A 12883-nucleotide genomic window follows, 5' to 3' on the forward strand; every position below is an offset into this window, starting at 1 on the left:
CCGCGGTGCGCGGCAGCCCCGCGGCCGGAGCCGCGGTCGTGCCGGACGCCCTGGCAGGATGGCCGGATGAACATCGTTCTCCTCCACTCCAGCTACGGCCTGCGGCCTGCGGTGCACGCCGCCGCCGACCGTTTGCGGGCCGCCGGGCACGAAGTGCGCGTGCCCGACCTGTACGACGGGCAAACGACCGACTCCGGCGAGGAGGGCCGGGAGATCACGGAGCGGATCGGTCACGAGGAACTGCTGCGCCGGGCCGTCGCGGCCGCTGCGCCGCACTCGGAGGAGGGTCTCGTCTACGCGGGATTCTCGCTCGGCGGCGCCATCGCGCAGAACCTCGCCCTCGGCGACGAGAAGGCACGTGGTCTGCTGCTCCTGCACGGCACCTCGGACCTCCCGGAGGACGCGCGCGCGGACGGGCTGCCCGTCCAGCTGCATGTCGCCGATCCGGACCCCTCGGAGTCGGACGACTGGCTGAACACCTGGTACCTGGGGATGCAGCGGGCGGGCGCCGACGTGGAGATCCACCGCTACGCGGGCGCCGGGCACCTGTACACCGACCCGGGGCTGGACGACTTCGACGAGCAGGCGGCGGAGCAGACCTGGCGGATCGCCCTCGCCTTCCTCGACTCGCTGGCCGAGGTCTGACGCCACGCGCCGGAGCCCGGCGCGGCCCCGCCGCCGCGGCGGGCGGCGGGGCGGCGGCGGGTCAGCGCACCGGCTGCTGCACCCGCTCGACCTTCTGGGTGCCGCTCAGCGTGCGGTACGAGCGGGTCCAGGCGGCCGTCGCGTCCCGCTTCGTCTTGTCCGAGACGGTGTAGTAGTCCATCTGCGTGCGCTCCGGCGTCACGTCGAGCACCCCGTAGCCGTGCCCGTCCATGTCCACCCACTTCACATGGCGGTTGGCGGCCCGGACCGCGGTCTGGGCGACCAGCGAGACCGTGCCCGGTGCGACGTTCAGCACGTCGTCGAGGTTGTCGGAGGTCACCGACGTGACCACGAACTCGGTGGCGGCCGACCGCGACAGCGGATAGGTGGCGGCCTGCACCGGGACGTCGTTCGCCCACGCCATGTGGATGTCGCCGGTGAGGAAGACGGTGTTGCGGATGTTGTGGGCGGTGAGGTGGCCGAGCAGTTCCCGGCGGTCGTCGGTGTACCCGTCCCACTGGTCCACGTTGACCGCCAGGCCCTCCTTGGGCAGGCCCAGCAACTCCACGAGCGGCCCGAGGAGATAAGCCGGCAGCGACCCGAAGGCGACGGGCGAGATCATCACCGAGGTGCCCACCAGGCGCCAGGCCGCGTCCGAGCCGGCGAGGCCCGCCTTCAGCCAGTCGAGCTGCGCCCGCCCGGTGATGGTGCGCTCCGGGTCGTCGGCGTCGCCGTCACCGATGCCGGTCTGCTGGGAGCGGAAGGTGCGCAGGTCCAGCAGGTGCAGGTCGGCCAGTCTGCCGAAGCGCAGCCTGCGGTAGACGGTCCCCTCGGTGGAGGCGCGGACCGGCATCCACTCGAAGTACGCCTGCCGGGCCGCCGCGGCGCGGGCCGCCCAGTCTCCCTCCGTGCCGGGCGTGTGGTTCTCCGCCCCGCCCGCCCAGGCGTCGTTCGCGATCTCGTGGTCGTCCCAGATCGCGATGACCGGGTGGGCGGCGTGCAGCGCCTGGAGGTCGGGGTCCGTCTTGTAGGTGGCGTGCCGGGTGCGGTAGTCGGCGAGCGTGACGATCTCGTGCGCCGGCGCGTGCGCCCGGACGCCGTTCTCCCCGGCCGGGTAGCCGCCGGCCGCGTACTCGTAGATGTAGTCGCCGAGGTGCAGGACCGCGTCCAGGTCCGCGCGCGCGGCCAGGTGCCGGTACGCGGAGAACCAGCCCGCCTCCCAGTTGGCGCAGGACACCACGCCGAACCGGATGCCCGGGGCGGTCGCGTCGGCCGCCGGGGCGGTGCGGGTGCGCCCGGCGGGGGAGACGGTGCCGCCTGCCGTGAAGCGGAAGTGGTAGACGGTGGCGGGGCGCAGACCGCGCACGTCGGCCTTGACGGTGTGGTCGCCCGCGGCGCGGGCGGTGACGTCGCCGCGGGCGACGACGCGGGTGAAGTCCCTGTCCTCGGCCACCTCCCACCGCACCGGGGTGTCGGCGCCCCGGCCGGAACCGGGGACGGCCCCGGGGTCGGGGGTGACCCGGGTCCACAGCAGGATGCCGTCGGGCAGCGGGTCGCCCGAGGCGACGCCGTGGAGGAAGGCGGGTGCCAGGTCCGCGGCGGTGGCCGGGACGGCGTGGGCCAGCGCGACGGGCGCGGCGGCTGCGGTGGCGGCGACGGCCTTGACGACCGTGCGGCGACGGGGAGTTGAGGAAAATCGACTGGTCACGGCCGATCAGACTACTGATCGGTAGGTCGAATGGGCGGGCGAACGGAAAAAGTTCGCCCGCCCATGGCGCGGAGGTGCCGGTGCGTTCGCCCGCCGGTCCCCGGGGGCGCCGGCGAGAGGCCGTCAGCCCTGCAGTGCCTTGCCGATCGCGGCGTCGAACTGCTCGGCCGTCATGGGTGCGGTGTCGCTGCCCTCGGCGGTCACCTTCTTGCCGTCCATCATCAGCGTCGGCGTGCCGCCCACGCCGCTGGCGTCGAACTTCTGGGACATCTTCATCGCCCAGGCGTCGAAGGTCCCCTCCTCGACGTTCTTGCGGAACTCCGCGTTGTTCTTCAGCGCGGGAACCGTGTCCGCGACCTCCAGCAGATAGGAGTCCTTGGCGAACGAGTCCTCGTTCTCCTCGGGGTGCCACTTCTCCGAGTAGAGGGCCGTCTTGTAGGCGGTGAACGCCTCCGGGCTCACGTCCAGCGCGGCGCCCAGCGCGCTCAGCGCGTTCTTGGAGCCCTCGCCGCCCGCGGCGTCGTCGATGAACGTGGCGCCGATGTAGGCGACCTTGTACGAGCCCGACGCGACGCCCTTCTCCACCGACGCCCCGACCTCCTGCTCGAACACGGCGCAGACCGGGCAGCGGGAGTCCTCGTACAGCTCCAGGGTCTTCTCGGCGTCCGCCTTGCCGATGACGACGGTCGTGCCGTTCTCGCCCTCGGTGTTCTTCGGGGCGGTCACCGAGGACGCCTTCGCCGCCGACTCCCAGTGGGACGGCTTGTTGGCCTGCATGATGCCGTAGCCGATACCGCCGGCGAGGGCGAGGACCAGGACGCCGCTGCCGGCGACGATCAGCTGCCGGCGGGTCCGCTCCTTCCTGGCCTGGTGCTCGCGCTCCAGACGCAGCCGCTCGCGTGCGGCCGCCTTGTTGGCCTGGTTGTTGCGCTTGCTCATGATCGATCACTCCGTACGGGGACGTGGAAAACTGCGGAAGGGGAGACTCCGGAAGGTGGTGTGCCTGCGCTCACGCGCAGAGCGCCACCGGACGCGGAGGTCCCCTCCGTCCCACGGAGTGCACCAGCAGCCGGGCGCGGCTCGGGCGCGGTGCACGGTGCCCGGCACGGTGCGGGAGCCGCCGGGCGGGTGTGCCGCCCGACACGGCGGCCACCGCCAGCAGCAGCGGCCGGAACGCGAGGGCGCCCGCCGCCCGCAGCAGGGACGCCAGCGCCGCCTCGCCCCGGCGCAGCCAGGCGGCGGCGAGGAGGCCGACGCCGATGTGCGCGGCCAGCAGCAGCAGGGGCACGGACGGGTCGGGGGAGGCGAGCAGTGCGCCGGGCCCCGCGGCGCCCGCGGGATCGGCCACCCCCGGCAGCGCCGTGCCGAGGCCGCCGCCGCAGAGCACGTCGAGCCCGAGGGTGCGCAGCGATCCGGCGACCGGGCCGCCGGTGGCGCCGTAACAGGTGTGCTGGCCGAAGGTGAAGACGGTGTCCGCCGCCAGTTCGAGCGGGACCAGCAGCGCGGCTATCCGCCGGAAACCGCGCTCCCGGCCCGACAGGGCGTAGGCGGCCGCGAAGACGGCCGCGGCGAGCAGCACGACGGTCGGCAGCGGCAGCGGGGCCCGGGACAGCAGCACATGGGACGCGGCGGACAGCGTCACGGCCAGTGCCGTGAAGACCGCTGCCCGCAGCGCCCTGAGCTGCGTCCCCGATATGTCCATCGCCGGTGAGTGTGCCATGCCTTCCTGTAAGGACTCCCTAAACGGCCGCCGGGCCGCCTTCGAGGCCCGGGATCCTGCCGTTGCGGAACAGGTCCACGAAGATCTGGTGGTCACGGCGGGCGCGGGCGCCGTACTCGTGGGCGAAGCCCGTCAGCAGGTCGCCGAAACCGTCCTCGTCGGCCGCGATCGCCGCGTCGATGGCACGCTCGGTGGAGAACGGCACCAGCGAGTGGCCGCTCTCGTCGTCCGCCGCCGCGTGCATCGTGGCCGCCGCCCGGCCGAGGTCCGCGACGACCGCCGCGATCTCGGCCGGGTCGTCGAGGTCCGACCAGTCCAGGTCCACCGCGTACGGCGACACCTCGGCGACCAGCTGGCCGGTGCCGTCCAGCTCCGTCCAGCCGAGCCACGGGTCGGCGTGGTCCTGGAGGGCGCGCTGGGAGATCACCGTGCGGTGCCCCTCGTGCCGGAAGTAGCCGCGGATCGCCGGGTCGGTGATGTGCCGGGAGACCGCCGGGGTCTGCGCCTGCTTCATGTAGATCACGACGTCGTTCTCCAGGGCGTCGCTGTTGCCCTCCAGGAGGATGTTGTACGACGGGAGGCCGGCGGATCCGATGCCGATGCCCCGCCGGCCCACCACGTCCTTCACCCGGTAGGAGTCGGGCCGGGTGAGGCTCGACTCCGGCAGCGTCTCCAGATAGCCGTCGAAGGCCGCCAGCACCTTGTACCGCATGGCCGCGTCCAGCTCGACCGCCCCGCCGCCCCCGGCGAAGCGGCGCTCGTAGTCGCGGATCTCGGTCATCGAGTCCAGCAGCGAGAACCGGGTCAGCGACCGGGCCGTGCGCAGCGCCCCGAGCAGCGGGCCCTCCGCCGTGTCCAGCGTGAAGGGCGGCAGCTCGTCCGTCCGGGCACCCGCCGCCAGGGCGTGGATGCGCTCGCGGTAGGCCGCGGCGAAGATCCGCACCAGGTCCGTGATCTGGTCGTCGCCGAGCGCCTTGGTGTAGCCGATCAGGGCGAGCGAGGCGGCGAGCCGCTTCAGGTCCCAGGTGAAGGGGCCGACGTACGCCTCGTCGAAGTCGTTGACGTTGAAGATCAGGCGGCCGTTGGCGTCCATGTAGGTGCCGAAGTTCTCGGCGTGGAGATCGCCGTGGATCCACACCCGGCCGGTGCGCTCGTCCAGGAACGGGCCGCCGTGGCGCTCGGCCTCCAGGTCGCTGTAGAAGAGGCAGGCCGTGCCGCGGTAGAAGGCGAAGGCGGAGGCGGCCATCTTGCGGAACTTGACCCGGAAAGCGGCCGGATCGGCGGCCAGGAGCTCGCCGAAGGCGGTGTCGAACACGGCGAGGATCTCCTCGCCGCGCTGCTCGGCGGTGGGCTGCGGGACCGGCATCGCGGGGTGCCTCCTGGTGCATGGCGTACGGGACTGCGTTTCCGTCCCGTACCAACGCGCGGCGCCGCGCCCGAGTGCCCGCCGGCGCCGCGCCCGGGGTGCCGCGCCGGCCGGCGCCGGCCCCGGTCCGAGGTCCGGCTGTCGGCCCGGGCACGTAGACTTCCACGCTGTTCCCCCAGAGCGGGGGGCCGGGGGCTGCCCCCGGAAATCTGCAGCCCGGAGGCGCACCGCCGTGACCAAGCCGCCCTTCACGCACCTGCACGTCCACACCCAGTACTCGCTGCTGGACGGTGCCGCGCGGCTCAAGGACATGTTCGACGCGTGCAACGAGATGGGCATGACCCATATCGCCATGTCGGACCACGGCAATCTGCACGGGGCGTACGACTTCTTCCACTCCGCGAAGAAGGCCGGCGTCACCCCGATCATCGGCATCGAGGCCTATGTCGCCCCCGAGTCCCGGCGGAACAAGCGCAAGGTCCTGTGGGGCCAGCCGCACCAGAAGCGCGACGACGTCTCCGGTTCCGGCGGTTACACCCACAAGACCATCTGGGCGGCGAACGCCAAGGGTCTGCACAACCTCTTCCGGCTCTCCTCCGACGCCTACGCCGAGGGCTGGCTCCAGAAGTGGCCGCGGATGGACAAGGAGACCATCTCCCAGTGGTCCGAGGGTCTCATCGCCTCCACCGGCTGCCCCTCAGGCGAGCTCCAGACCCGGCTGCGGCTCGGCCAGTTCGACGAGGCGCTGAAGGCCGCCTCGGAGTACCAGGACATCTTCGGCAAGGACCGGTACTTCCTGGAGCTGATGGACCACGGCATCGAGATCGAGCGCCGGGTCCGCGACGGCCTGCTGGAGATCGGCCGAAAGCTCGGCATCCCGCCCCTGGTCACCAACGACTCGCACTACACCTACGCGCACGAGGCGCAGGCGCACGACGCCCTGCTGTGCATCCAGACCGGCAAGAACCTCTCGGACCCCGACCGCTTCAAGTTCGACGGCACCGGCTACTACCTGAAGTCGACCGAGGAGATGTACGCGATCGACTCCTCCGACGCCTGGCAGGAGGGGTGCGCCAACACCCTGCTCGTCGCCGAGCAGGTCGACACCGAGGGCATGTTCGTCGCCAAGAACCTGATGCCCAGGTTCGACATCCCCGAGGGGTACACCGAGGTCTCCTGGTTCCGTGAGGAGACCATGCGCGGCATGGCCCGCCGCTTCCCGGACGGCATCCCGGACGACCGCATGAAGCAGGTCGAGTACGAGATGGACACCATCATCTCGATGGGTTTCCCGGGATACTTCCTCGTCGTCGCCGACTTCATCATGTGGGCCAAGAAGCAGGGCATCGCGGTCGGCCCGGGCCGTGGTTCCGCGGCCGGCTCGATCGTCGCCTACGCCATGGGCATCACCGACCTCGACCCGATCCCGCACGGCCTGATCTTCGAGCGCTTCCTCAACCCCGAGCGCATCTCCATGCCCGACGTCGACATCGACTTCGACGAGCGCAGGCGCGTGGAGGTGATCCGGTACGTCACCGAGAAGTACGGCGCCGACAAGGTCGCCATGATCGGCACGTACGGCAAGATCAAGGCGAAGAACGCCATCAAGGACTCCGCGCGCGTCCTCGGCTACCCGTACGCCATGGGCGACCGTCTCACCAAGGCGATGCCCGCCGACGTCCTCGGCAAGGGCATCGACCTCAACGGCATCACCGACCCGTCCCACCCGCGGTACAGCGAGGCGGGCGAGATCCGGGCGATGTACGAGAACGAGCCCGACGTGAAGAAGGTGATCGACACCGCCAAGGGCGTCGAGGGCCTGGTCCGGCAGATGGGTGTGCACGCGGCCGGCGTGATCATGTCCAGCGAGCCGATCGTCGACCACGCCCCGATCTGGGTGCGCCACACCGACAACGTCACCATCACGCAGTGGGACTACCCGCAGTGCGAGTCGCTCGGCCTGCTGAAGATGGACTTCCTCGGCCTGCGCAACCTCACGATCATGGACGACGCCGTCAAGATGGTGAAGTCCAACAAGGGCATCGACATCGACCTGCTGGCGCTGCCGCTGGACGATCCGGCCACCTTCGAACTGCTCCAGCGCGGTGACACCCTCGGCGTCTTCCAGTTCGACGGCGGCCCGATGCGTTCGCTGCTGCGGCTGATGAAGCCCGACAACTTCGAAGACATCTCCGCCGTGTCCGCGCTCTACCGGCCGGGCCCGATGGGCATGAACTCCCACACGAACTACGCGCTGCGCAAGAACAAGCAGCAGGAGATCACGCCGATCCACCCGGAGCTGGAGGAGCCGCTCCGGGAGGTCCTGGACGTCACCTACGGCCTGATCGTCTACCAGGAGCAGGTGCAGAAGGCCGCCCAGATCATCGCCGGGTACTCGCTGGGCGAGGCCGACATCCTCCGCCGCGTGATGGGCAAGAAGAAGCCCGAGGAACTGGCGAAGAACTTCGTCCTCTTCCAGAAGGGCGCCCGGGACAAGGGGTACAGCGACGAGGCGATCCAGGCGCTCTGGGACGTGCTGGTCCCGTTCGCCGGCTACGCGTTCAACAAGGCGCACTCCGCCGCGTACGGCCTGGTCTCCTACTGGACGGCGTACCTCAAGGCCAACCATCCCGCCGAGTACATGGCGGGCCTGCTCACCTCGGTCAAGGACGACAAGGACAAGTCGGCCGTCTATCTGAACGAGTGCCGGCGCATGGGCATCAAGGTCCTGCCGCCCAACGTCAACGAGTCCATGTCGAACTTCGCCGCCCAGGGCGACGACGTGATCCTCTTCGGCCTCACCGCCGTCCGCAACGTCGGCCAGAACGTCGTCGAGTCGATCATCAAGTCGCGCAAGGCGAAGGGGAAGTACAGCTCGTTCCCCGACTTCCTCGACAAGGTCGAGGCCGTCGTCTGCAACAAGCGCACCGTCGAGTCGCTGATCAAGGCCGGCGCCTTCGACGAGATGGGCCACACCCGCAAGGGGCTCGTCGCCCACCACGAGCCGATGATCGACAACGTGGTCGCGGTCAAGCGCAAGGAGGCCGAGGGGCAGTTCGACCTCTTCGGCGGCATGGGCGAGGAGGAGTCCAGCGAGCCGGGCTTCGGCCTCGACGTGGAGTTCTCCGACGTCGAGTGGGAGAAGTCATACCTCCTCGCGCAGGAGCGCGAGATGCTCGGCCTCTACGTCTCCGACCACCCGCTCTTCGGCATCGAGCACGTCCTGTCCGACAAGACGGACGCCGCGATCGCCCAGCTCACCGGCGGGGAGCACGCCGACGGCGCGGTCGTCACCATCGGCGGCATCATCTCCGGGCTCCAGCGCAAGATGACCAAGCAGGGCAACGCCTGGGCCATCGCCACCGTCGAGGACCTCGCGGGCTCCATCGAGTGCATGTTCTTCCCGGCGACGTACCAGCTCGTCTCCACCCAGCTCGTCGAGGACACCGTGGTCTTCGTCAAGGGCCGCCTCGACAAGCGCGAGGACGTGCCCCGGCTGGTCGCCATGGAGCTGATGGTCCCGGACCTGTCGTCCGCCGGGACCAACGCCCCGGTGGTGGTGACCATCCCGACGGTCAAGGTCACCCCGCCCATGGTCAGCCGCCTCGGCGAGATCCTCAGCCACCACAAGGGCAACACCGAGGTGCGGATCAAGCTCCAGGGCCCCCGCAAGACCACCGTCCTGCGCCTCGACCGGCACCGGGTCCAGCCGGACCCCGCCCTCTTCGGCGACCTCAAGGTGCTGCTGGGACCGTCCTGCCTCGCCGGCTGATCACGGGTCGCCGGACGGCAGAAGGGGCGCGCCCGTGGTCACGGGCGCGCCCCTTCTGCCGATCGGACCTGTCGCGAGGCCTCAGTTGTGGCCGAAGCGCTTCTGCCGGCCCTTGTGCGCGATGTCCGAGGGCGTGACCTGCGACATGCGCTGCTCGGCCTGCGCCTCCATCGAGGACTTCTCCGCCTCCTGCCGGCCGCGCTCGGCCGGGGACGACTTCTGCTGACTGCGTTCGCGGTTCTTGTTCTTGGCCATGGTGGTGCCTCCGTGAGGGTCTAGGGGCCAGGGCCGGGACCAGACTCACATATGCGTATTTACAGCGCATTTTGGATCATTGCGGACGGTAGTCGGCGAAAGGGAAGGCCGTCGGGCCGGATCCGCCACGCCGATGATCGAGTTCCGGCCGTTAACCCACCCGTGGTCGGGCAGACTCGAGGGAAACCCGGAACAATCCCCGATCCGGACCTTTGCCGACCCCGCGTTCCCCGGAGCGCGGGGGGTTCAGGCGACCACCGCCGAGGGCCCCGGAAGAGTTCCCGACGAAGTCCCGAAAGAGGGTGGAACGCGTGGACCGCTGCGTCGTCCTGGTGGACGCCGGTTACCTGCTGGGTGCCGCCGCGAGCCTTCTCGCGGGAGAACCGGCGCGCTCACGGATCACCGTCGACCACGCCTCCCTCATCCAGGGCCTGCGTGAACTCGCCGAGGCCGACACCGGACGTCCGCTGCTGCGCATCTACTGGTTCGACGGGGCGCCCGACCGGGTGCCCCAGCCCGAACACCGCAGACTGCGCGTGATGCCCCGGGTCACCGTCCGCCTCGGCGCCCTGACCCGCAGCGACGGCCGCTGGGCCCAGAAGGGCGTCGACGCGGCCATGCACGCCGAGCTCACCGAACTGGCCAGAAATCGCGCCTGCTCCGACGTCGTTCTCGTCACCGGCGACGGCGATCTGCTCCCCGGGCTGATGTCCGCCAAGGAACACGGCGTCGCCGTCCACCTCTGGGCCGTCCAGGCCGCCGACGGCGACTACAACCAGTCCGAGGACCTGGTCGCCGAGGCCGACGAACGCCGGGTGCTCGACCGGGTCTGGATCACCCGCGCCGTCCGCGCCAAGGACCTCACCGGCATCTGCGCACCGCAGCCCGCCACCCGCCCCGACATCGCCGCGATCCTGTCCGCGCCGCTCCCCGAGTCCGCGCTCGCCTCCGCCGCCGGGCAGCGCGCCGAGGCCGCGGGACGCAACGGCGCCGCGGCCGCGCCGGCCGAGGACCACACCGACAGCGCCCCGCCGCCCGCCAGCAAGGGGGTGCCCACCCCCAAGGACCTCGCGTCCCTCCGCTCCCACGGGCAGCACCCCGCGCCGCCCCACACGGCGGGCGCCACGCTCCGCTGGTCCTCCGACCGGGGCTGGATCGAGCGGTCCGGCGGCGCCCTCGGGGAGCCGCCGGAGAGCGCCTCGCTGCCCACCCTCGCCCAGCTCACCAGCGCCGAGCAGCGCTGGGCCGACCGCGAGGAGGACATCACCACCGTGGGCGGCGACCCCTTCGAGGTGGGCCAGGTGTTCGCCCGGCGGTGGATGGAGCGGCTGCCGGAGAGCGGCCATGTGCAGAAGCTGTCCAGCATGTACCCGCGCATCCCGCACCGCATCGACGGCGAACTGCTGCGCTACGCCGCCCGCTTCGGCCTCCTGGCCCACAAGGACGACCAGATCGACGAGCACGACCGCTATGCGATCCGGGCGGGATTCTGGCGCGAGATCGACGTCTGCACGGCCGCCGAGCACCCCGCCGCGGCGGACCAGCCGGGGCCCGAGGGCATCCGGGGCGGGCGGACCCCGTAGTCTCGTACCTCGTGAGTACGGTGTGTGTGGTGCGGGATCTGGTGAAGACGTACCCGGCCGCACGGGGACGAAGGGGTACGCCGGGGACACCCGAGGTGCGGGCCACCGACGGGATCAGCCTCGACGTCGGGCACGGCGAGATCTTCGGGCTGCTCGGACCCAACGGCGCCGGCAAGTCGACCCTGGTGCGTCAGCTCACCGGGCTGATGCGCCCCGACTCCGGCAGCGTGGAACTCCTCGGCCACGATCTCGTACGCCACCCAGAACGGGCCGCGCGGCTGATCGGCTACCTCGGCCAGGAGTCCACCGCCCTCGACGAGATGACGGTCTCCCTCGCCGCCGAGACGACCGGCCGGCTGCGCGGACTGAGCGCGAAGCTGGCCCGCCGCGAGCGGGACGGCGTCCTCGACGAGCTCGGGCTCGGCGCCCTCGCCGCCCGCCCCATCCGCAAGCTCTCCGGCGGACAGCGCCGCCTCGCCTGCTTCGCCGCGGCGCTCGTGGGCCACCGGCCCGTGCTCGTCCTCGACGAGCCGACCACCGGCATGGACCCCGTCGCCCGCCGTGCCGTGTGGGCGGCGGTCGACCGGCGACGCGAGGAGCACGGCGTGACCGTGCTGCTCGTCACCCACAACGTCATCGAGGCCGAGTCGGTCCTCGACCGGGTGGCCGTGCTCGACCGCGGCCGGGTCATCGCCTGCGACACCCCCTCCGGCCTGAAGGAACGTGTCGCCGGGGAGGTGCGCGTCGAGCTGGTGTGGCGCGAGCGCCCCCCGCTCGACGTGCCGGAGGTCGCCGCGCTCCGCGACGCCGCGCAGGAGTCCGGCCGGCGCTGGACGCTGCGGCTCGCCCCCGAGGAGGCCCGGGCGGCCGTCGCCGCCGTGACCGGAGGCGAGGCCTTCGCGGCCCTCGACGATTTCACCCTGGCCACCCCCAGCCTGGAGGATGTCTACTTGGCACTCGGCGGGAACGCGACGAAGGGGCTGGTCAAGGCGTGAGCACGGTGTCCGCTGAGTCCACCGGGACGACGAGAGCACCACACGGCACGCCCGAGCGCGCCGCCCCGGCACCGCTGGCCCCGGCCGCGCGGCTGCTGCCCGCGCTCGGGGCCGTCTACCGGGCGCAGCTGTCCCGGGCCAGGGTGGCCCGGATACCGCTCCTGTTCGTCGCCACCTTCCAGTCCGTCGGGATCATGGTGCTGATGCGCGGGGTCGTCGACGGCGGCAGCGAGGCACGCGCGGTCGTCGCGGGGGCCAGCGTGCTCGTCGTCGCGTTCGTCGCGCTGAACCTGCTCGCCCAGTACTTCGGGCAGCTGCGGGCACAGGGCGGCCTCGACCACTACGCCACGCTGCCCGTGCCGCCCGCGGCGGTCGTCCTCGGCGCGGCCGGCGCGTACGCCTCCTTCACCGTGCCCGGCACGATCGTGACCGCCGTGATCGGATCCGTCCTCTTCGGACTGCCGCTGACGCACCTGTGGGTCCTCGTGGCCGTGATCCCCCTCGCCGGAGCCGCCCTGGCCGGTCTGGGCGCGGCCCTCGGGCTCCTCGCCCCCCGCCAGGAACTCGCCACCCTCCTCGGCCAGCTCGGCATGTCCGCGGCACTCCTGCTCGGCGTGCTGCCCGCCGAGCGCATGCCGGGGCCCATCGTCTGGGCCCGCGATCTGCTGCCCTCGACCTACGGGGTCGAGGCCATGGCCCGGACCTTCGACGCCCACCCCGACTGGCCGGCCGTCGCCCTCGACCTCGCGGTCTGCGCCGGTGTCGGCGTGGTCTCCCTGGCCGTCGCGACCTGGGCCTACCGGCGGGCAGCGGTCCGGTGAGGCGTCGCCCCACCCGGC

10 protein-coding genes are annotated in these 12883 nt (G+C 71.6%); 5 read left to right on the top strand and 5 right to left on the bottom strand.

Annotated features, from left to right (window positions below; genetic code table 11):
- The first annotated feature begins 66 nt into the window (after positions 1–66).
- A complete protein-coding gene (locus EAO77_RS23655; RefSeq protein WP_147990306.1) occupies positions 67–645 on the top strand; it encodes a dienelactone hydrolase family protein in 579 nt (192 codons plus the stop codon).
- 61 nt (positions 646–706) lie between these two features.
- On the opposite strand, the gene EAO77_RS23660 is transcribed toward EAO77_RS23655, so the two are convergent.
- From EAO77_RS23660 to EAO77_RS23675, 4 genes are all read right to left on the bottom strand, one after another.
- The gene (locus EAO77_RS23660; protein WP_147990307.1) at positions 707–2353 is read right to left on the bottom strand and encodes an alkaline phosphatase D family protein; all 1647 of its coding nucleotides are present in this window, start codon (positions 2351–2353) and stop codon (positions 707–709) included.
- A gap of 123 nt (positions 2354–2476) precedes the next feature.
- Positions 2477–3292, bottom strand: coding sequence for a DsbA family protein (locus tag EAO77_RS23665; protein WP_147990308.1), 816 nt, complete (start codon positions 3290–3292; stop codon positions 2477–2479).
- A 70-nt stretch (positions 3293–3362) separates the two neighbouring features.
- The gene (locus tag EAO77_RS23670) at positions 3363–4055 is read right to left on the bottom strand and encodes a hypothetical protein (RefSeq protein WP_147990988.1); all 693 of its coding nucleotides are present in this window, start codon (positions 4053–4055) and stop codon (positions 3363–3365) included.
- Between the two features lie 37 nt (positions 4056–4092).
- Positions 4093–5439, bottom strand: coding sequence for a DUF2252 domain-containing protein (locus EAO77_RS23675; protein WP_147990309.1), 1347 nt, complete (start codon positions 5437–5439; stop codon positions 4093–4095).
- 232 nt (positions 5440–5671) lie between these two features.
- On the opposite strand from EAO77_RS23675, the gene dnaE reads away from it, so the two are divergent.
- Positions 5672–9211, top strand: a complete 3540-nt coding sequence (dnaE, locus tag EAO77_RS23680) for a DNA polymerase III subunit alpha (RefSeq protein ID WP_147990310.1) — start codon at positions 5672–5674, stop codon at positions 9209–9211.
- Positions 9212–9292: 81 nt separating this feature from the next.
- Here dnaE and EAO77_RS38810 read toward each other — a convergent pair whose 3' ends face one another.
- Positions 9293–9466 (bottom strand): hypothetical protein, encoded by a 174-nt coding sequence (locus tag EAO77_RS38810; RefSeq protein WP_187283381.1) that lies wholly within the window; start codon positions 9464–9466, stop codon positions 9293–9295.
- Positions 9467–9768: 302 nt separating this feature from the next.
- Here EAO77_RS38810 and EAO77_RS23685 point away from each other — a divergent pair, with 302 nt between their 5' ends.
- The 3 genes from EAO77_RS23685 to EAO77_RS23695 are packed head-to-tail and all read left to right on the top strand — an operon-like array spanning position 9769 to position 12865.
- Entirely contained in the window at positions 9769–11049 is a 1281-nt protein-coding gene (locus EAO77_RS23685) for an NYN domain-containing protein (protein WP_187283382.1), read from the top strand.
- Between the two features lie 20 nt (positions 11050–11069).
- Complete coding sequence (locus EAO77_RS23690) at positions 11070–12044, top strand: ABC transporter ATP-binding protein (RefSeq protein ID WP_187283423.1); 975 nt, start codon at positions 11070–11072, stop codon at positions 12042–12044.
- Entirely contained in the window at positions 12041–12865 is an 825-nt protein-coding gene (locus tag EAO77_RS23695; RefSeq protein ID WP_147990312.1) for an ABC transporter permease, read from the top strand. The genes EAO77_RS23690 and EAO77_RS23695 overlap by 4 nt, the downstream gene beginning before the upstream one ends.
- Positions 12866–12883: the final 18 nt, after the last annotated feature.

Source organism: Streptomyces sp. T39 (assembly GCF_008042045.1).
Lineage (GTDB): Bacteria > Actinomycetota > Actinomycetes > Streptomycetales > Streptomycetaceae > Streptomyces.

Bases quoted from the DNA above. Each gene is read 5' to 3' on its own strand.
- EAO77_RS23655 (WP_147990306.1), top strand. From the start codon at position 67: ATGAACATCGTTCTCCTCCACTCCAGCTACGGCCTGCGGCCTGCGGTG.
- EAO77_RS23665 (WP_147990308.1), bottom strand. From the start codon at position 3,292: ATGAGCAAGCGCAACAACCAGGCCAACAAGGCGGCCGCACGCGAGCGG.
- EAO77_RS23670 (WP_147990988.1), bottom strand. From the start codon at position 4,055: ATGGACATATCGGGGACGCAGCTCAGGGCGCTGCGGGCAGCGGTCTTC.
- EAO77_RS23675 (WP_147990309.1), bottom strand. From the start codon at position 5,439: ATGCCGGTCCCGCAGCCCACCGCCGAGCAGCGCGGCGAGGAGATCCTC.
- EAO77_RS38810 (WP_187283381.1), bottom strand. From the start codon at position 9,466: ATGGCCAAGAACAAGAACCGCGAACGCAGTCAGCAGAAGTCGTCCCCG.